The organism is Mycolicibacterium lacusdiani (genome assembly GCF_021916785.1).
Lineage (GTDB): Bacteria > Actinomycetota > Actinomycetes > Mycobacteriales > Mycobacteriaceae > Mycobacterium > Mycobacterium lacusdiani.
In genome coordinates this window covers 15,071-33,953 of the sequence record NZ_JAKCFC010000005.1, presented here as the reverse complement: position 1 = coordinate 33,953, position 18,883 = coordinate 15,071, and the positions used below count along the sequence as shown (strand labels likewise).

The 18,883-nt window shown below is 69.0% G+C and carries 20 protein-coding genes and 1 pseudogene; 3 read left to right on the top strand and 18 right to left on the bottom strand.

Annotated elements, in window-relative coordinates:
• Nucleotides 1–149: 149 nt before the first annotated feature.
• Nucleotides 150–809, bottom strand: a complete 660-nt coding sequence (locus LOK44_RS16705; protein WP_237571516.1) for a hypothetical protein — start codon at nucleotides 807–809, stop codon at nucleotides 150–152.
• Between the two features lie 416 nt (nucleotides 810–1,225).
• Between LOK44_RS16705 and LOK44_RS29785 the strand changes: the two are divergent.
• Nucleotides 1,226–2,134 (top strand): annotated as a pseudogene (locus LOK44_RS29785) (GGDEF domain-containing protein); the annotation flags it as partial.
• Between the two features lie 32 nt (nucleotides 2,135–2,166).
• Here LOK44_RS29785 and LOK44_RS16695 read toward each other — a convergent pair.
• The 4 genes from LOK44_RS16695 to ruvC are packed head-to-tail and all read right to left on the bottom strand — an operon-like array spanning nucleotide 2,167 to nucleotide 4,825.
• Entirely contained in the window at nucleotides 2,167–2,565 is a 399-nt protein-coding gene (locus LOK44_RS16695) for a DUF1304 domain-containing protein (protein ID WP_237571229.1), read from the bottom strand.
• Between the two features lie 31 nt (nucleotides 2,566–2,596).
• The gene (gene ruvB / locus LOK44_RS16690; protein WP_237571228.1) at nucleotides 2,597–3,673 is read right to left on the bottom strand and encodes a Holliday junction branch migration DNA helicase RuvB; all 1,077 of its coding nucleotides are present in this window, start codon (nucleotides 3,671–3,673) and stop codon (nucleotides 2,597–2,599) included.
• A 13-nt stretch (nucleotides 3,674–3,686) separates the two neighbouring features.
• The gene (ruvA, locus tag LOK44_RS16685) at nucleotides 3,687–4,274 is read right to left on the bottom strand and encodes a Holliday junction branch migration protein RuvA (protein ID WP_237571227.1); all 588 of its coding nucleotides are present in this window, start codon (nucleotides 4,272–4,274) and stop codon (nucleotides 3,687–3,689) included.
• Nucleotides 4,271–4,825 carry a crossover junction endodeoxyribonuclease RuvC gene (gene ruvC / locus LOK44_RS16680; protein WP_237571226.1) on the bottom strand — a complete coding sequence of 185 codons (555 nt, stop codon included), beginning with the start codon at nucleotides 4,823–4,825 and terminating at the stop codon, nucleotides 4,271–4,273. The genes ruvA and ruvC overlap by 4 nt, the downstream gene beginning before the upstream one ends.
• Before the next feature lie 360 nt (nucleotides 4,826–5,185).
• On the opposite strand from ruvC, the gene LOK44_RS16675 reads away from it, so the two are divergent.
• Nucleotides 5,186–6,418, top strand: coding sequence for a mechanosensitive ion channel family protein (locus tag LOK44_RS16675; protein WP_237571225.1), 1,233 nt, complete (start codon nucleotides 5,186–5,188; stop codon nucleotides 6,416–6,418).
• Here the strand turns inward: LOK44_RS16675 and LOK44_RS16670 are convergent.
• Nucleotides 6,343–7,005 (bottom strand): TetR/AcrR family transcriptional regulator, encoded by a 663-nt coding sequence (locus tag LOK44_RS16670; protein WP_237571224.1) that lies wholly within the window; start codon nucleotides 7,003–7,005, stop codon nucleotides 6,343–6,345. The two genes, LOK44_RS16675 and LOK44_RS16670, sit on opposite strands and share 76 nt — an antisense overlap.
• Nucleotides 7,006–7,068: 63 nt before the next feature.
• On the opposite strand from LOK44_RS16670, the gene LOK44_RS16665 reads away from it, so the two are divergent.
• Entirely contained in the window at nucleotides 7,069–7,935 is an 867-nt protein-coding gene (locus LOK44_RS16665) for an alpha/beta fold hydrolase (RefSeq protein ID WP_237571223.1), read from the top strand.
• On the opposite strand, the gene LOK44_RS16660 is transcribed toward LOK44_RS16665, so the two are convergent.
• From LOK44_RS16660 to LOK44_RS16605, 12 genes are all read right to left on the bottom strand, one after another.
• Complete coding sequence (locus LOK44_RS16660; RefSeq protein ID WP_237571222.1) at nucleotides 7,917–8,672, bottom strand: YebC/PmpR family DNA-binding transcriptional regulator; 756 nt, start codon at nucleotides 8,670–8,672, stop codon at nucleotides 7,917–7,919. The two genes, LOK44_RS16665 and LOK44_RS16660, sit on opposite strands and share 19 nt — an antisense overlap.
• An 87-nt stretch (nucleotides 8,673–8,759) precedes the next feature.
• Complete coding sequence (gene pdxT, locus LOK44_RS16655; RefSeq protein WP_237571221.1) at nucleotides 8,760–9,323, bottom strand: pyridoxal 5'-phosphate synthase glutaminase subunit PdxT; 564 nt, start codon at nucleotides 9,321–9,323, stop codon at nucleotides 8,760–8,762.
• Between the two features lie 41 nt (nucleotides 9,324–9,364).
• Nucleotides 9,365–10,210 carry an acyl-CoA thioesterase II gene (gene tesB, locus LOK44_RS16650; RefSeq protein WP_237571220.1) on the bottom strand — a complete coding sequence of 282 codons (846 nt, stop codon included), beginning with the start codon at nucleotides 10,208–10,210 and terminating at the stop codon, nucleotides 9,365–9,367.
• 7 nt (nucleotides 10,211–10,217) lie between these two features.
• Nucleotides 10,218–11,135, bottom strand: coding sequence for a pyridoxal 5'-phosphate synthase lyase subunit PdxS (pdxS, locus tag LOK44_RS16645; protein ID WP_308192759.1), 918 nt, complete (start codon nucleotides 11,133–11,135; stop codon nucleotides 10,218–10,220).
• A 66-nt stretch (nucleotides 11,136–11,201) separates the two neighbouring features.
• The gene (locus tag LOK44_RS16640) at nucleotides 11,202–12,236 is read right to left on the bottom strand and encodes an NUDIX domain-containing protein (protein ID WP_237571219.1); all 1,035 of its coding nucleotides are present in this window, start codon (nucleotides 12,234–12,236) and stop codon (nucleotides 11,202–11,204) included.
• A complete protein-coding gene (locus LOK44_RS16635; protein WP_237571218.1) occupies nucleotides 12,233–13,357 on the bottom strand; it encodes a glycosyltransferase family 4 protein in 1,125 nt (374 codons plus the stop codon). The genes LOK44_RS16640 and LOK44_RS16635 overlap by 4 nt, the downstream gene beginning before the upstream one ends.
• Nucleotides 13,357–14,313, bottom strand: a complete 957-nt coding sequence (locus tag LOK44_RS16630; protein WP_372481265.1) for a phosphatidylinositol mannoside acyltransferase — start codon at nucleotides 14,311–14,313, stop codon at nucleotides 13,357–13,359. The genes LOK44_RS16635 and LOK44_RS16630 overlap by 1 nt, the downstream gene beginning before the upstream one ends.
• A gap of 23 nt (nucleotides 14,314–14,336) precedes the next feature.
• Complete coding sequence (gene pgsA / locus LOK44_RS16625) at nucleotides 14,337–15,011, bottom strand: phosphatidylinositol phosphate synthase (RefSeq protein WP_308192758.1); 675 nt, start codon at nucleotides 15,009–15,011, stop codon at nucleotides 14,337–14,339.
• Nucleotides 15,008–15,574, bottom strand: a complete 567-nt coding sequence (locus tag LOK44_RS16620; protein WP_237571513.1) for an ATP adenylyltransferase — start codon at nucleotides 15,572–15,574, stop codon at nucleotides 15,008–15,010. The genes pgsA and LOK44_RS16620 overlap by 4 nt, the downstream gene beginning before the upstream one ends.
• A 38-nt stretch (nucleotides 15,575–15,612) precedes the next feature.
• Nucleotides 15,613–17,667, bottom strand: a complete 2,055-nt coding sequence (thrS, locus tag LOK44_RS16615; protein ID WP_237571217.1) for a threonine--tRNA ligase — start codon at nucleotides 17,665–17,667, stop codon at nucleotides 15,613–15,615.
• A gap of 91 nt (nucleotides 17,668–17,758) precedes the next feature.
• A complete protein-coding gene (locus LOK44_RS16610) occupies nucleotides 17,759–18,241 on the bottom strand; it encodes a TIGR02611 family protein (RefSeq protein ID WP_237571216.1) in 483 nt (160 codons plus the stop codon).
• Nucleotides 18,238–18,867 carry a PaaI family thioesterase gene (locus LOK44_RS16605; protein WP_237571215.1) on the bottom strand — a complete coding sequence of 210 codons (630 nt, stop codon included), beginning with the start codon at nucleotides 18,865–18,867 and terminating at the stop codon, nucleotides 18,238–18,240. The genes LOK44_RS16610 and LOK44_RS16605 overlap by 4 nt, the downstream gene beginning before the upstream one ends.
• Nucleotides 18,868–18,883: the final 16 nt, after the last annotated feature.

Sequence of the window (18,883 nt, the reverse complement as noted above, 5' to 3'; positions counted from 1 at the left end):
GTCCCATCGTCGAGGTATCCACCGTGTCTACCTCGCACCTACCCCCCGCGGCGATCCACGACCACTACCTGTGACGGAGGGAACAGAACGCAAAACAGGCGCGCGACCCAGGTGACTGGGTCACGCGCCTGCGAGGAGAGCGTCGGTGCTTAGCGATTCACCAGGGTGCCGTCGCGGCGGGTGCCGCGGTTGCGGCGCGAGCCGAACAACTTGTCCTTCAGCCCCGGCCGACGTCCGTCGGTCACCACGGGGGCTCCAGTCGGATCGGTGGTCACGGAGTCCTGCGTGGTGACCATGCCGCGGTCGTGCGCCACCGGGCGATTGACGAACTCGACGTCGCGCACCGAACGGACCGACAGCCTGCCCAGCGCCATCGCACCGAAGAAGATCATGATCGCGCCGAGACCGTAGAAGTACGTCAGCTCGAGCCACACGCGCTTGGTGTCCGTGTCGGCGACCGGCGTACCCACGTTGCCGAGGCCAAGCGGCCCGGCGAATGCCCGCCCGACGACGAACCAGGCTCCGGCGGCGACGGCCAGCCAGCCGCCGAGCATGCCGGTGGCACGGTTGCGCGACGTCAGCAGCAGGAAGCCGCCGATCACTGCGACGACGCCCGGCAGTACCTCCAGCCAGCCGCGTCCGACGGACCACGACTCCTGCAGGCTGTACGCGAAGTCGAAGCTCGGGCCCACGAAGGGCACCGCGGCCCCCCAGATGCCGAGCAGGATCAGGACGATGCCGCTCAGGGCGCCGCGGCTGCGTGGAATCCTCATGCGTCCACCGCGGACGCGGGGTTCGGGTTCGTTCATCGTGGTCATGGAAGCCTCCTCTTTCTCGCAGTTAGGTACCCCCGCCAGGGCGGAACCAACCAGCGCCCGGCGTCCTCCACCATTTCGTGACCAACTGGCACCTCGAGGGGCATGACACATACCCCGGGTATGAGACAGGCGTTGATCAGCAAACTGCTTCGGAGTTTTGTACGATCCGGAGCGGGGACTCGAAAATCGCAGCGGGGCCCGACCATGTCCGATCCCGTGGGGTCGCGGCGGCGTGGTCGACCACCACGAAGAGTGAGCACATCGCAGTGGACTGGATTCGCCAATGGTGGCGACAACCCGATCATTTCGATTGGCTCTCGGCGTACCTCGGGGCGCGCAATCTGCTGCGCTTCACTCGTTTCATCGTCGCGGCAGTCGTGCTCCTCCTCGCTGTTGCACCGTTGCTGATGCTACTGAGTCCGGTCGGGCCGCAAAGCATCACGAGTCGGCTGATCTCGATCTTCGCCGCTGCCGTGTGCGGAATCATGGCGGTCATGTGGGCCACCCAGTGGCCCACCCGGCGCCAGTCGCTGGTCTTCACCGGAGTGCTGGCGGTCTGCATCGCGGCGGGCTGCCTGGTGCAGTCCACCCCCGTGGCCGGGCTGCAGGGTGCAACGGCGTTCGCCGCGCTCGCCGGATACGTGGCGTTCTTCCACACCAGCCGAGCGCTGTTGCTCACCCTGGCGGTGTCAGCGACGACCGCCACGATCTGCGCAGTTCAGATAGCGACGCACCTCGATCCGTTCGCAGCGCTCAGCAAATTGCTGATATTGACCGTCGGCGTTCTGGCGGTGCCCTACTCAGCCCATGTCCTGGTGCACGTCCTCGGCGTCGATGCCCTGAAGTCCGACGTCGACCCGCTGACCGATCTGCCGAACCGCCGCGGCTTCCACCGCTCGATGCGCACGCTGACCGCCGAGTCGATCGGGAGCCGCGCCGCCGAGCTGTCGGCCGTGATGATCGACCTCGACGCGTTCAAGCGCGTCAACGACACCGCCGGCCATGCGGCGGGTGACCAGACGCTGATCGCCGTTGCCGACATCCTGCGCAAGACCCGCCGCGGTGACTCGGTGTTGGGCCGCGTGGGCGGCGAGGAGTTCGTGGTCGGGATCGTCGGCCCCAGGCACCACGCCACCGGCCTCGCCGAGCGTCTGCGCCGCGAGATTGCGGCGATGCCGTGGAACGTCACCGCCAGCGTCGGGGTGGCCACGGTGCCGCTGCGCCGGATGCCGCCCGACGGGATCCGCGGGCTGCTACAGGGTCTGATCGAGTCGGCCGACCGGGCCATGTACACCGCCAAGCGTTCCGGGGGGAACCAGGTCCACGTCTCGGGGACGCCGATGGACGACTACGCGGACGCGCCTGTCGCCAGCCCGATGCCGAGGAGGACGACCGCGACCCCGGGCAAGGTGCCTTGGACGATCGCCGCGCGCCCCTTCGTGGAATCGGAGGCGAACAGGACGAGCGCCGCGGCCAGCATGGAGCCGGCTCCCGCGAAGATCAAGGCCGCCCCGACCGCGGTGCCACCGGAGATCGTGAACCCGACGCCCACGCCGGTGACGATGGCCAAGAAGAGGTTGTAGAACCCCTGATTGAAGGCCAGCAGCCGGGTGGTCTCGGCTTCCTCGGCCGTGGTGCCGAACGTCGCCCTCGTGCGCGGCGACGTCCACTGAAACGACTCGAGTACGAAGACGTAGACGTGCAGCAGTGCCGCAAGGGCTGCGAACGACGATGCCGCGGTGATCATCGAAATCTCCCAGTCATGTTGCGCAAGACGATCATTCAAACAGGCCGGGCTGCCCGAGGCTGGTGACGCCAGCGGGCGGCGTCATGCCGAGATGGTGCCAGGCCTGACTGGTCGCGACCCGGCCGCGTGGCGTGCGGGCGATCATCCCGGCGCGCACCAGGAACGGCTCGCACACCTCTTCGACCGTGGTGGCCTCCTCGCCGACGGCGACGGCGAGCGTCGACACCCCGACCGGTCCCCCGCCGAAACTTCGGGTCAGCGCGGAGAGCACGGCACGGTCGAGCCTGTCGAGGCCGAGTTCGTCGACGTCGTACACCTCCAGTGCGAGCTTGGCGATGTCACGGGTGATGACGCCGTCGGCGCGTACCTCGGCGTAGTCGCGGACCCGCCGCAGCAGCCGGTTGGCGATGCGGGGCGTGCCGCGCGAGCGCCGCGCGATCTCCGAACCGGCGTCGGCGCCGACCTCGATGCCGAGGATGCCCGCCGATCGGGTGAGCACTCGCTCCAGTTCGATCGGATCGTAGAAGTCCATGTGCGCCGTGAAGCCGAACCGGTCGCGCAGCGGGCCGGTCAGCGCGCCCGAGCGCGTGGTGGCGCCGACGAGCGTGAACGGCGCGACTTCCAACGGTATCGACGTGGCGCCGGGCCCCTTGCCGACGACGACGTCGACGCGGAAGTCCTCCATCGCCAGGTACAGCATCTCCTCGGCGGGCCGCGCGATCCGGTGGATCTCGTCGATGAACAGCACGTCACCCTCGACGAGGTTGGACAGCATCGCGGCGAGGTCCCCGGCGCGTTCCAAAGCCGGACCCGACGTAACCCGCAGCGACGTACCGAGTTCGGCAGCGATGATCATGGCCAGCGACGTCTTGCCGAGGCCGGGCGGACCCGACAGCAGGATGTGGTCTGGCGTGCCGCCGCGGTTCTTGGCGCCCTCGAGGACCAGCTGCAGTTGCTCGCGCACCCGGGGCTGACCGATGAACTCCCGCAGGGTCCGCGGGCGCAGGCTGGCATCGACGTCGCCTTCGCCGACGGTCAGTGCGGCCGAGACGTCTCTTTCGTCCTCGGCCGCAGCGCCGTCTTCTGGGTCCAATTCGAACCGCCCCATGTCACCTCACCGCCTACTTCTTGCCCAGCATCGACAACGCGGACCGCAGCGCACTCTGCGTGGTGGCGTCGGGGTCCTCGGCGAGCACCTTGTCGGTGGCCTCCTCGGCCTGCTTGGCCGCGAAGCCCAGCCCGATCAGCGCCTCGACGACCGGGCCGCGGATGGCGTGGCCGCCGACGACCGCTCCGGCACCCGACGTCATCTGCCCGATCTTGTCGCGGAGTTCGAGCACCAGTCGTTCGGCGCCGCGCCTGCCGATGCCCGGCACCCGCGTCAGCGCGGTGACGTCGCCATCGCCGAGGGCCTGACGCAACGTCTGCGGGTCGTACACCGCGAGCGTCGCAAGTGCAATCTTCGGACCGACACCCGACACCCCGAGCAGCGTGGTGAACAGGTCACGCGACTCCGGATCGGCGAACCCGTAGAGCGTCATCGAGTCCTCACGCACGATCATCGCGGTGATCAGCCTGGCCTCGGTGCCTCTGCGCAGCGTGGCGAGCGTCGCCGGCGTGGTCATCACCTTGTACCCGACCCCGGCGGCCTCGATCACGGCGTGGTCGAGTGCGATGTCGAGCACCTCGCCACGTACCGAGGCGATCATCGCACTGCCTTCAGCTTGGCCTGATACTTGCGCTTCTGTTCGGCGGCCATCGCCTCCGCCGCGGCCATCCGCGCGATCATCGGCGCACGCCAGCAGTGACAGATGGCCAGCGCGAGGGCGTCGGCGGCGTCGGCCGGGGTCGGCTTGGACTGCAGCTTGAGGATTCTGGTGACCATCTCGGTGACCTGGGCCTTGTCGGCCCTGCCGTTGCCGGTGACCGCCGCCTTCACCTCGCTGGGCGTGTGGAAGTGCACGTCGATCTCGCGCTTGGCCGCGGCCAGGGCGATCACACCGCCGGCCTGCGCGGTGCCCATCGCCGTGTTGGCGTTCTGGTGGGCGAAGACCCGCTCGATCGCGATGACGTCGGGCAGGTGGGTGTCCATCCAGTGTTCGACGGTGTCGCTGATCACCATGAGGCGCCGCGCCAGCGGTTCGTCGGCCGCCGTCCGCACCACGTCGACGTCGAGCGCGGTGACGTCGCGGCCGCGCCCGGTCTCGATCATGGACAGGCCGCATCGCGTCAAGCCGGGATCCACGCCCATCACCCGCACTCGACTCTCCTACGCGCCTCGTCCCCGAACAGTTGTTCGAGAGCGTAGTCGGTCCCGCGCGGCGCATCGGGTAGGACACGCGCCCCGGTTGAGAGGGCCCGGTTCAGAGGACGAATCGCCCGTACTGATGCCTGCGCCGAGGAATCTCGGCGCCGAGGAACGGCCACCACTTCCGACGCACACTCCACTGCACACACCAGGATCGGATACGACGACGGCCACGGCGCCATCTTCGCTGTCAGAGCACGGTTTTCGCGCGGCAATCACCGACTCGGACACCGAAGGCGATGTGACGGCGTGGGTTTGCGCCGCTACCGTCGAACGGGTCCCGACCCCAACCCCTAAGGCTGTTTTCACACGATGCCCGACGAGAACGAACTCGCTTCCGCAACGAATCTCGCCGTCACGCTCGCCTGGGTCGCAGGTGCCGTGGTGCTCGCCTATCTGCTGGGGGTGGTCCTCACCTGGGTCGTCGGACGCCTGGGTCGACGCAGCGCCATGGTGTGCGACATCGCCGAGCTGACGCGCCTGCCGGTGCGAGCTTCGCTGATCGTCTTCGCCGCGACGGTGGCGGTGCAACGGGCCTCGACGCCTGCCGATTCGTGGCGTGCCTGGGTGGACCACACCCTGCTCATCTTGCTGATCGCGACGCTGACCTGGCTGCTGGCGAGCTTCGTCGAAGTCGCCGAACGGCGGGCGATCGCACTGTACGGCGGTGGTGACGACGAGATCACCGACGCCGACCGCCAGTGGCGCCGGATCCGCACGCAGGTCACCGTGCTCAAGCGGCTGGCAACGGCCATCGTCGTCGTGATGGGCGTCGCGGCGATCCTCATGACCTTCCCCAAGTTCTCCGACATCGGTACGACGCTGTTCGCCTCGGCGGGCGTGCTGTCGGTGGTCGCGGGCCTGGCGGCGCAGACGTCGCTGGGTGCGGTGTTCGCCGGCATGCAGATCGCCTTCTCCGGTGCGATCCGCGTGGGCGACGTCGTCGAACTCGAAGAGGGCCGCTGGTGGGGCCGCATCGAGGAGATCACGCTGACGTACGTCGTGGTCCGCCTGTGGGACGAGCGGCGATTGGTGCTGCCCTGCACGTACTTCACCACCACGCCGTTCGAGAACTGGACGCGCAACGCCACCCAGATCATGGGGACCGTCGAGTTCGACGTCGACTTCTCGGTGCCGTTCGACGACATGCGCGCCGAACTGGACCGGCTACTGGCCGCGAGCGAGCAGTGGGACGGCCGCAGCGGCGTCCTGCAGGTGACCGACGCCGTCGGCGGCGTGGTGCGAGTACGCATCGTGGTGAGCGCCCCGAATGCCGGCGCGCTGTTCGATCTCCGGTGTGCCGTCCGCGAGGGCATGGTCGACTGGGTGCGCCGCACCGGCGGAGTGGTTCCCATCCAGCGCATCGAACCGACTGCGACGCCGCCGGAGCAAGACGATCGTCCCGCGGTGGACGCCGAGGCCGCCCGCCCGTCGGCCCCCGGGCTGTTCTCGGGCAGCGCGGAAGCCGATCAGCGCGCCCGGGACTTCGACGACCGCACGGCCGAGTCGAACGGTGAACTCGTCCGGTCCTCCGGCCGCGGCTGATCGCTGCCCCGGTCGCATAGCCGCTGCCCGCGGTACGCAGGCGCCAGCACCCGCCCCGCCACCAGCAGCGGTTCGGTGCTGCGCAGCGTGCGCGCGAGGACGAAGGCACCCTCGAGCGCACCGACCAGCGCGACGGTGACGTCGCGGGCAGCGGCGTCGGGGATACCGCGCTCGACGAAGTAGGCGGTGCCCCCGTCCAGCCATCCGTCGAAGACTGCGGCGGTCGTCGTGCGGAGTTCCTCGACGGTGTCGGCCACCTCGGAGGCGACGCTGGCGACGGGGCACATGTTGGCGAACCCGGTCGCCGCCATGTCGTCGGCAGCCTGCGCGAACACCGCCTCGATTGCCTCGCCCAGGTCGTCGTGCGGGTCGACGAGGGTGGGGATCAGCATCCCGTAGGCGATGCCGGCGTTGACCAACGCTTCCCGGGCGATCTGCACCTTCCCGCCGGGAAAGTGGTGGTACAGCGAGCCGATCGGCGCGCCGGACGCCTTGACGACGTCCTTCATCCCCACCGCGGCATAGCCCTTGTGCCGCATCAGTTCCGCCGCCGCCGTCAGGATCGTCTCCCGCGTGGACCTTGCCATCGTCGCCTCCTACCGACAGACTAGAGCATACATTCTAGAACCGGCGTTCTAAAGGAGTGGCCAATGCAGTCCATCGACGTCCCGGCAGGCACCATCGAGTACCGCGAGGAGGGCGATCCCCACGGCCCGCCCGTCGTCCTGCTGCACGGCCTGCTGATGAACGACACGGTCTGGGCCCGCGCCCTCGGCCACCTCCCGCCCGGGTTCCGCTACCTGCTGCCCGTGCTGCCGATCGGCGGGCACCGGATCCCGATGCGCGACGACGCAGACCTCACGATGCCGGGCATGGTGAGCGTGGTCGCCGACTTCCTCGACGCCCTCGACCTCACCGACGTCGTCCTGGTGGTGACCGACTGGGGCGGCCCGCTGTTCCTCACAGACCTCGGCCGGGACGGGCGGGTGTCGCGCATGGTGATCTGCCCGGCGGAGGCGTTCGAGAACTTCCCGCCCGGCTTCCCCGGCAAGGTCACCTGGCTGGCCACCCGGACCACGGGCACCGTCAAGCTCGCGCTGAGCCAGATGCGAATCCCGTGGCTGCGCAACCGGTTCTTCATGTTCGGGATGATGGCCGCCACCTCGATCCCCCAGGACGTGATGGAGGCGTGGACCGACCCCGGCATCGCCGACGTGCGAATCCGCAGGGACCTGCTGAAGTACGCCAGGACCAGGTTCTCCAAGCGCGACCTGGTCCGCGCCACCGAGCGGCTCGCCGAGTTCCAGGGCGAGGTCCTGGTGCTGTGGAGCGATCAGCGCGTGATGCCGGTGGCCCATGCCGAGCGGCTCGCCGACCTCACCGGCGGCACGCTGCGGATGATCGACGACGCCAAGGTGCTGATCATGCTGGATCAACCCGAGCAGACCGCGCACGAGATCGGCGCGTTCCTCACTAGGGCGAGCGAAGCGACGGGGACTCAGTCCTCGTCGAGCTGAGCGGCCACCTCGTCGGAGATGTCGACGTTGGTCCAGACGTTCTGCACGTCGTCGCTGTCCTCGAGCGCATCGACGAGCTTGAACACCTTGCGGGCACCCTCGGCGTCGACGGGCACCGACACCGACGGCTGGAAGCTGGCATCGGCCGAGTCGTAGTCGATGCCCGCATCCTGCAGTGCGGTGCGCACGGCCACCAGATCCGTCGGCTCGGAGATGACCTCGAACATCTCGCCAAGGTCGTTGACGTCCTCGGCGCCGGCCTCGAGCACCGCGGTGAGCACGTCGTCCTCGGTGAGCCCGTTCTTCTCCAGCGTCACCACGCCCTTGCGGGAGAAGAGGTAGGACACCGAGCCCGGGTCGGCCATGTTGCCGCCGTTGCGGGTCATTGCCACGCGCACCTCGCCGGCGGCCCGGTTCTTGTTGTCGGTCAGACATTCGACGAGGACCGCGACTCCGTTGGGGCCGTATCCCTCGTACATGATGGTCTGCCAGTCGGCGCCGCCGGCCTCTTCACCTGCGCCGCGCTTGCGGGCGCGCTCGATGTTGTCGTTGGGCACCGACGTCTTCTTCGCCTTCTGGATGGCGTCGTAGAGGGTGGGATTGCCCGACGGGTCACCGCCGCCGGTACGGGCCGCGACCTCGATGTTCTTGATCAGCCGGGCGAATTCCTTGCCGCGACGCGCGTCCTTGACGGCCTTCTGGTGCTTGGTGGTCGCCCACTTGGAATGGCCGCTCATGCAGTGCTACCTCGTTCTCATCTGCTGCTCGTGTGCTGCTGCTGCTCTCTACCGAGAAAGTCCGATCGGCCAGTCTACGTGGGCCTGCTAGAGCGACGACACGAACAGGTGATGCACCCGTCGGTCGCCGGTGATCTCCGGGTGGAAGGCGGTCGCGACGACGCGGCCCTGTCGCACCGCGACGGGATGTCCGGCCGCCTCGGCGAGTACCTCGACGCCCTCGCCGATGCGCTCCACCCACGGGGCGCGGATGAACACGGCGTGCACCGTCCCGTCGAGCCCGGAGAACGTGACGTCCTCCTCGAAGGAGTCGACCTGTCGGCCGAACGCGTTGCGGCGCACGGTCATGTCGATGCCACCCAGTGGCAGCGCCTCGCGCCCGGGAACGCCGGCGTCGACTATCTCGCTGGACAGCAGGATCATCCCTGCACACGAACCGTAGGCGGGTAGGCCCTCGTGCAGCCGCGCGCGCAGCGGCTCGAGCAGGTCGAATTCCCGCAGCAGGTGGCTCATGGTGGTGGACTCGCCGCCAGGGATCACCAGACCGTCGATGGCGTCGAGTTCGGACCGGCGCCGCACGGCGACGGCATCGGCGCCCGCCTCGCGCAGCGCCGCCAGGTGCTCGCGCGTATCACCTTGCAGCGCAAGCACTCCGACTCGCGGAGCCGGGCGGCCGGCGGGCCAGGGCGCGCTCACGTACCGGGCCGCGTGAAGCCGCGCTGGTAGCGGGTCAGACCTTCCTGCATGACCGCAGCCACCATCTCGCCGTACTGGTTGAACAGCTTGCCGTGGGTCAGCGCTCGACCACCGCACGCCGACGGCGACGACTGGTCGTAGAGCAGCCACTCGTCGGCCCGGAACGGCCGCATGAACCACATGGCGTGGTCGAGCGAGGCGATCATGAGGTGCTTGCGCTCATCGGGATGATGCACCTGCGCCGACCCGAGCAGCGTCAGGTCGCTGAGGTAGGCCAGCGCGCAGATGTGCAGCACCGGGTCGTCGGGCAGCGGGTCGGTGTGGCGGAACCACACCTGCTGCTGCGACGCCATGCCAGGGATCTCGACCACCTGGTCGCGCGGAACGATCCGGACGTCCCACTCGGCGAACTGCGCGAAACCCGCATCGTCGAACGCACCGCCGGACCGGAAACTGGGGAGGTCGTCCGGAGGCGGGGCGGCAGGCATCGCGTCCTGGTGTTCGATGCCGCTCTGGTCGGTCTGGAACGACGCGGACATCGAGAAGATCGTCTCGCCGTGCTGGACGGCGTTGACCCGGCGAGTGCTGAACGAGCCGCCGTCGCGCAGGCGTTCCACCAGGTACACCGTTGGCGCCCTGGCGTCGCCGGGACGCAGGAAGTAGCCGTGCAGTGAGTGCACCTGATAGCGCGGCTCCACCGTCCGCACCGCCGACACCAGCGACTGGCCTGCGACGTGACCGCCGAAAGTCCGTTGCAGAAAGCCTGATTCGGGGCTGAACACGCCCCCGCGGAACATGTTGACCTCGAGCTTCTCCAGGTCGAGGATCTCTTCGATCGACACCCGTGAATTACCAGCCGCGCTCGGCGAGCCGATGAGGCTGCGCGATGTCCTCCACGTTGATGCCGACCATGGCCTCGCCCAGCCCGCGCGACACCTTCGCCAACACGTCGGGGTCGTCGTAGAACGTCGTGGCCTTGACGATCGCCGCGCCGCGCTCCTCCGGGTTGCCGGACTTGAAGATGCCCGATCCGACGAACACGCCCTCGGCACCGAGCTGCATCATCATCGCGGCGTCCGCCGGGGTCGCGATGCCGCCCGCGGTGAACAGCGTGACCGGCAGCTTGCCGGCCCTGGCCACCTCGACCACCAGGTCGTACGGCGCCTGCAGTTCCTTCGCCGCGACGTACAGCTCGTCCTCCGACAGCGACGTGAGTCGACGGATCTCGCCGCCGATCTTGCGCATGTGGGTGGTCGCATTCGACACGTCGCCGGTGCCTGCCTCGCCCTTGGAGCGGATCATGGCCGCGCCCTCGCTGATGCGGCGCAGCGCCTCACCGAGGTTCGTCGCACCGCACACGAACGGCACGGTGAACTTCCACTTGTCGATGTGGTTGGCGTAGTCGGCCGGTGTGAGGACCTCGGACTCGTCGACGTAGTCGACGCCGAGGCTCTGCAGGATCTGTGCCTCGACGAAGTGGCCGATGCGGGCCTTCGCCATCACCGGGATGGTGACCGCCGAGATGATGCCCTCGATCATGTCCGGGTCGCTCATCCGGGAGACGCCGCCCTGGGCGCGGATGTCTGCCGGGACGCGTTCGAGCGCCATGACTGCGACGGCGCCAGCGGCTTCGGCGATGCGGGCCTGCTCGGGGGTGACGACGTCCATGATGACGCCACCCTTGAGCATTTCGGCCATGCCGCGCTTCACCCGGGCAGTGCCGGTCTGGCCGTTCACCGACCCGTTCGTTCCAGGTGCGGTATTCACAACTATCTCCTCCAAATGAGTACTGAATCAGTCTAGTGGCCGGGCCAAATCGATTCGATCCGCACGTCAGTGGATCGGCTCGGGTTCGCGTTCCCCCACCGACGCCAGGCCCGTGGCCAGCGCGTTCACCTCGGCGAGCCGTGCCCCGAGCTGCCCCGGGTACACCTGCTCCCCCCCGGCCACCAGCTCGGCGATGACGGCCTCGTCACACCACCGATGGCCGTGGATGTAGCGGCGTTCCAGCGTGGTCCGCCCGGTGGTCGACGGATCGAAGCGGGCCGTGCGGTAGGCGAAGAACATCTCCTCGCTGCGGATGACGGAGCCGTTGAAGTCGATGACGGCGTCGCGTCGCCACACCGGGCCGATCAGGTCGCCGGGGTCGACGGTCAGGCCGGTCTCCTCGGCCAGTTCGCGCACCGCGGCGTCGCGCAGGGACTCACCGGGGTGCACCGCTCCCCCGACCGTGAACCACCAGCGCGGCGCCGTCGCGGAGTCGATCGCGGGGTCCGATCCGCGCAGCAGCAGCACGTAGCCGTCCTCGTCGAGCAGCACGACCCGCGCCGAGGTGCGGCGGCCGGCCTGCCCGACGAGGGTGCGGGTCGCCCGTTCGGCGATCTCGAAGTACGTCGGCATCGCGGCCGTTCCGCCGAGGTGCAGGAAGCGGACGAGCGGGCGTTCGCGAAGGGCCAGCGTGTCGCGGACGGCGTCGTTGTGGAACCGGCGGGCCAGCAGCACGCGCGCCTCTGCGTCGGCGAGTTCGGCGACCAGGGGCAGCGGCACCGACGTCGCGTCCACCAGGGCCAGTTCGGCGGACAGGTCGTTCTCGGCGTCCTCCCGGCTGGACCGCGGGGCGCGTTCGGCGATGTCGGCCAGTGCGGTCAGCCGCTGCCCGGGCGGACTGGACCCGTAGGCGTCGGTCGCCACGGCGCGAGCCACCACGGCGCGGCGGGCGAGGGCACCGTCGAGCGCCTGCCAGGACAGTTCGTAGCGCACGTGCAGCCGGTCCAGTCGGTTGGCGGTCTGGTAGGCCCACACGCCGCCGATCGCCAGCACGATCAGGATCAGTGTCGCGACGACGACGAGGACCCATCCGACCGTCATCCCGCCACCTGGACCTTCACGCCGGCACCGGCGACGGTCTCGTAGACCTGCTGGATCTGACGAGCGACCACCGACCAGTCGTAGCGCCGCACCGCGAGCGCCGCCGCAGCCACGTAGCGCGCCCGGGCCTCGTCGTCGCTCAACATCTCGATCAACGCGGCGGCCAGCGCCGCGGCGTCGTCGACCGGCACTAGTCGGCCTGCCTCGCCGTCCTCGAGCACCCGGCGGAACGCGTCGAGGTCGCTCGCGACCACGGCCGTGCCCGCGGCCATCGCCTCGACCAGGACGATGCCGAAGCTCTCGCCTCCCGTGTTGGGTGCGCAGTAGACGTCGGCGCTACGCATCGCCGAGGCCTTCTCCGCGTCGTCGACGAGGCCGAGGAAGCGCAGATGCCGTGCCAGATCGCCTGCCTCGGAGGCGAGTTCGGCCTCGTCGCCGCGGCCCACGACCATCACCTCGACGTCGGGGAACGCCTCGACAAGCCCGGGCAGGGCGCGCAGCAGCACGCTCATGCCCTTGCGGGGCTCGTCGAACCGGCCGAGGAACAGCACCGAGCGGCCCGGCCGGGGATAGCCGTCGAACGGCGGTGCCGTCGCGAACGAATCGACGTCGACGCCGTTGGGAATCTCGACCGCGTCCGAGCCCAGTGCCTCCATCTGCCAGCGCCGGGCGAGGTCGGACACGGCGATGCGACCGACGATCTTCTCGTGGTACGGCCGCAGGATGCCCTGGAACACCGACAGGGTCAGCGACTTGGTCGTCGAGGTGTGGAACGTCGCCACGATCGGGCCCTCGGCGGCCTGCAGCGCCAGCATCGACAGGCTCGGCGCGTTCGGCTCGTGCAGGTGCAGTACGTCGAATTCGCCGTTCGCCAACCACTTCTTGACCAGACGGTGGGTGGCGGGGCCGAATCGCAGGCGCGCCACCGACCCGTTGTACGGGATGGGCACGGCCTTGCCGCCGGACACCACGTAGTCCGGCAGGTCGACGTGCGGTGACGAAGGGGCCAGCACGCTGACGTGGTGGCCGTAGCCGCGCATCACCTCGGCGAGTTGCAGGACGTGCGCCTGCACGCCGCCCGGTACGTCGAACGAGTAGGGGCACACCATCCCTATCCGCATCAGATCGCGCCTTCGGTCCCCGCGTCCCGTCCTCCGGCCAGCCGCCGCCGGCGCTCCTCGGACAGGTCGGCGATCCACTGCGGCTGCATCATGTGCCAATCGGCGGGGTGGGCGCCGATCCCCGCCGCGAAGCGATCGGCCAGCGCCTGGGTGATGACGCCGACGTCGCCGGACGAGGTGTCCAGCGGCTCGTGCAGACGCGTGCCCCAGTCCTCGCCCTCGAACCAGGTGAAGGCCGGGATCAGCGCGGCGCCGGTCTCGAGCGCCAGCCTCGCGGGCCCCGCGGGCATGCGGGTGCGCTCGCCGAAGAACTCCACCTCGACGCCGGAGCGGGTGAGGTCGCGGTCGGACATCAGGCATACCAGCCCGTTGCCCCGGAGTCGTTCGGAGAGCGCCTCGAACGGCGGTCGCGCCCCACCGGTCAGCGGGAGCACCTCGAATCCGAGGCTCTCGCGGTACGCGACGAAGCGGTTGTAGAGCGACTCCGGCTTCAAGCGTTCGGCGACGGTGGCGAAGGTGCCGAACGTGTTGGTCAGCCACACCCCTGCCATGTCCCAGTTGCCGCTGTGCGGAAGCGCCATCACGGCACCACGCCCGCGCTCGAGGGCCGCGGCGATGTTCCCGCTGCCCTCGACGTGGGCGTCGAGACGCAGGGCCAGCGTCGCGTGATCCATCGACGGCAGCCGGAACGCCTCCCGCCAGTACCGGGCGTAGGAGGCCAGCGAGGCGCGCATCAGGTCTGCGGGCACGTCGGCAGGCGCCACGCCGGTGACGCGGGCCAGGTTCTTGCGCAGCTGGTCGGGACCGCCGCCGCGGGCGGCATAGCGGGCTCCCGCGTCGAACGCGTTGCGGGCCGCTGACTCCGGCATCGCCCGCACGACCCGCCAACCCGCGGCGTAACCGAGGTCGGTGAGGTGATCGGTGAACGGCAGCTTGACGCCGCGGGCGACGGGCACCCCGACGGGTACCGGCGGCGTGCTCACTGGCCGTTCGTCTCCTCGGCCGACCCTGCCGATGTGTCGGTGCGCAACGGTTCCGCCGCACCCGGCGACCGGCGTACCGAGTGCAGGCGCTGCCCGAGCGTGACGAGGCTGGCGACGGCGAGCACCCACATCGCGACGTGGACGAGCCACGGCACGTGCAGGAACCACACGCCCGACAGACCCGTGCCGATGAGCACGATCAGCAGCCGCTCGGGCCGTTCGATCATGCCGCCGTCGCCCTTGAGACCATTGGCCTCCGCGCGTGCCTTGGTGTACGAGATCACCTGCGAGGTGACGAGACAGATCAACGTGGCCACCGCGAGCGACGAGCTGTGAATGCCGAACGCGGCCCACCACAGCAGCCCACAGAACACCGCGCCGTCGGCGAGCCGGTCACACGTCGCGTCCAACACGCCGCCGAAGCGGGTGCCGTACCCGCGTTCCCTGGCCATCGCGCCGTCGAGCATGTCGGCTAGGACGAAGAACGCGACCGCGAAGGAGCCCCACCACAATTGGCCGTGCGGGTAGAGCGTCAGCGCGGCGATGATGGTGCCCGCGGTACCGAGGATGGTGATGCCGTCGGGGGTCAGCCCCAGCCGCAGCGCACCCCTGGCGACCGGCCCGCTCAACTTCGCGTAGGCGGCACGGGTCATCAGGTAGAAGTCGCTCACGGCGTCTTGGTCCACTCGTCGGCGAGCAGTTCGCGAGTGTCGCGCAGCAGCTGCGGGATCACCTTCGCACCGCCGATCACGGTGATGAAGTTCGCGTCACCGCCCCAGCGCGGCACCACGTGCATGTGCAGGTGCTCGGCGAGCGATCCGCCCGCCGACGTGCCGAGGTTGAGCCCGACGTTGAAGCCATGCGGGCGCGAGACCCTCTTCATCACGCGAATCGCCTTCTGCGTGAACGCCATCAACTCCGCGCTCTCGGCCTCGGAGAGGTTCTCGAGTTCGGCGACCCGGCGGTACGGCACCACCATCAGGTGGCCGGGGTTGTACGGGTAGAGGTTGAGGACCGCGTAGACCAGCTCACCGCGTGCGACCACCAGACCGTCCTCGTCGGTCATGGTGGGGATGTCCGTGAACGGTTCGGTCGACTTCGCCGAACCGGACTTGATCGAGTCGGCGATGTAGGACATGCGGTGCGGCGTCCACAGACGTTGCAGATGGTCACCGGCGCCCACGCCGTGGTCGACGACCGTCTGGCTGTCCGTGTTGGTCGACTCCTCGCGCAAGCGCTCGTCGGTGCTATCTATGGGCTCTTCCTCGGCACTCACGCTGAACTACCCACCTCGACGAGTTCTGCCGTCGGCGCGGCGTTCTCGCGTCGCGCGATCCAGTCGGCGATGGCCTCGACCGCGACGTCGCGAGGGACGCCGTTGATCTGCGTGCGATCGCCGAACCGGAAGCTGACCGCGCCCGCCTCGACGTCCCGGTCCCCCGCCAGCAGCATGAACGGCACCTTCTGATTGGTCTGGTTGACGATCTTCTTCGCCATCCGGTCGTCGCTGGCGTCCACCTCGGCGCGGATGCCGCGCTTCTTCAGCTGCGCAACCACGTCGTTCAGGTAGTCGACGTGCCCGTCGGACACCGGGATGCCCACCACCTGCAGCGGCGCCAACCACGCGGGGAAGGCGCCGGCGTAGTGCTCGGTGAGGATGCCGAAGAACCGCTCGATGGACCCGAAGAGCGCGCGGTGGATCATCACGGGCCGCTGGCGGCTGCCGTCGGCCGCGGTGTACTCCAGGTCGAACCGGTCGGGGAAGTTGAAGTCGAGCTGGATGGTCGACATCTGCCAGCTGCGGCCCAGCGCGTCCCGGGCCTGCACCGAGATCTTCGGGCCGTAGAACGCGGCGCCACCGGGATCGGGGACCAGTTCCAGACCCGACGCCGCGGCGACCTCGGCCAGGGTGCTGGTCGCCTCCTCCCAAATCTCGTCGGAGCCGACGAACTTCTTGGGGTCCTTGGTGGACAGCTCGAGATAGAAGTCCTCGAGCCCGTAGTCGCCCAGCAGGTCGAGGATGAACTGGAGCAGCGAGGTCAGCTCGTCGCGCATCTGGTCGCGCGTGCAGAAGATGTGCGCGTCGTCCATGGTGAGGCCGCGCACGCGGGTCAGGCCGTGCACGACACCGGACTTCTCGTACCGGTACACCGCGCCGAACTCGAACGCGCGCAACGGAAGTTCGCGATAGGACCGGCCGCGGGCGCGGAAGATCAGGCAGTGCATCGGGCAGTTCATCGGCTTGAGGTAGTAGTCCTGGCCGGGCTTGCGCACCGTGCCGTCCTCGTTGAACTCCGCGTCGATGTGCATCGGCGGGAACATGCCGTCGGCATACCAGTCCAGGTGCCCGGAGGTGTGGAACAGCTGCGCCTTGGTGATGTGCGGGGTGTTGACGAACTCGTAGCCCGCCTCGATGTGCTTGCGGCGCGAGTAGTCCTCGAGTTCGCGTCGCACGATGCCGCCCTTGGGGTGGAACACCGGTAAGCCGGAACCGATCTCGTCGGGGAAGCTGAACAGGTCGAGTTCGGTGCCGAGCTTGCGGTGATCGCGGCGCTGCGCCTCCTCGAGCAGTTCGAGGTGGCGGTCGAGGGCTTCCTGAGACTCCCACGCGGTGCCGTAGATGCGCTGCAGGCTCGCGTTCTCCTGATCGCCCCGCCAGTACGCGGCGGAACTGCGGGTGAGCTTGAAGGCCGGGATGAACTTCGTGGTGGGGATGTGCGGGCCACGGCACAGATCACCCCAGATGCGTTCCCGCGTGCGGGGATTGAGGTTGTCGTAGGCCGTCAGCTCGTCGCCGCCGACCTCCATGATCTCCGCGTCGCCGGACTTGTCGTCGACCAGTTCCAGTTTGAAGGGCTCGTCGCCCAGCTCTGCGCGCGCCGCGTCCTTGGATTCGTAGACCCGGCGGTCGAACAGTTGACCGTCCTTGACGATCTGACGCATGCGCTTCTCGAGTGCGGTCAGGTCCTCGGGGGTGAAGGCGCGCGGCACGTCGAAGTCGTAGTAGAAGCCGTCGGTGATCGGCGGGCCGATTCCGAGCTTCGCCTCCGGGAAGAGATTCTGCACCGCCTGGGCGAGCACGTGGGCCGCGGAGTGCCGGATGACGCTGCGGCCGTCCTCGGTGTCGGCCGCGACGGGCGTCACCTCGACGTCGACGTCAGGGGTCCACGACAGGTCGCGCAAGCGGCCCTCGGCGTCGCGGACGACGACCACGGCGTCGGGGGCACCGCGGCTGGGCAGTCCCGCCTCGCGCACGGCGGCCGCCGCGGTCGTCCCGGCAGGCACCCGGATCAGGGCTGCGGGGGCGGTGCTGGCGGCGGCGCTCATCGGCGGTACTCCATCGGGTCGGGGGGGTGGTGACCGCGACCATGCTATCGGGGACTCGAGTCAAACACCCCGTCGCTCCGCTCGCCCGTCCTTAGTCGCCGAAGCCGATGGGGCTGTTGAACCAGTGGGGGTTCAGCCCCACGAGTTCCGCGCCCCAATCCAGAGCGCCGAGCAACCAGAGGGTCGCACCGACGAAGAGGGCCGTCAGCAGTCCGCCGACCACCTGCACCCACGCGGGCTGACGGTGGAACCAGTCCATGAACCGGTCGTATCGTTCCTTGGCGTATGCCAGCAGTTTGCGGGCCCAGTCGAACTCGGTGGCCAGGATGCCGAGGCCGACGAACACGATCGCCCAACCGGGCCCCGGGTACGGAATGGCCAGGATCCCGAGCCCGAGCACGACCATGCCGATGACGCCGACGGCGATGCGGTAGAAGAACTCGACCCTGGGGCGTTCCCGCAGCCGGTCGCGCCAACGGCCCCACCGGCGCTTGACGTCCGAGAACCTCGACGGCTCGTCGGTCTCCCGCTGGTCCGAATCGTGCTGGTCGGTGTGTTGCTCGTCCGACGTCACGGTTGCCCCGGTTTCAACATCACGAACAGCGCCTCCGCCTCACACAGCACGTCGTCGCCGTCGAACAGCCGACCGGCGACGAATATCTTCCGTCCCTGTATCCGTTCGATGGTCGATTCAACCCGCAGCTGCCGGTCGATCGGCGCGATCCTGCGGTAGTTCACGTGCAGGTAGGCGGTGCGTTGCTTCTTGCTCTCGCTGAGCTTGAACGCCGTGAAGCCGAGCAGCGAGTCGAATAGATGCGCCAGCGAACCGCCGTGGACGGCGCCGTTGCGGCCGAGGTGGAAGCGCCGGAAGACTGCGGTGCCCTCGACGCGCCTGCCGCGCTCGTCGTCGACGACGTGCAGGTCGACGGGGACCGACAGGATGCTGCCCCGGTTCGGCAGGTCCATCCGCCGTCCCGACGGCGAATGCCATTCGTCGGCGTCGAACGGCTCAAGCAGACGGTTGACGTCGTCGAGGAGGTCGGCAGCCTCGGTGATGACGTCGTCGGGTGCGTCGGCGGCCCTCGCATGGTCCTGCAGCGTCCGCACCGCCTCGATGAACCGGCCGTAGTCCGGGCCGCCACCGGAGGTCGGCACCGGCGGGTTGAACCCGCCACCGGACTGGGCCTCGTCGATCGTCACCGCTCCACCGTATTGG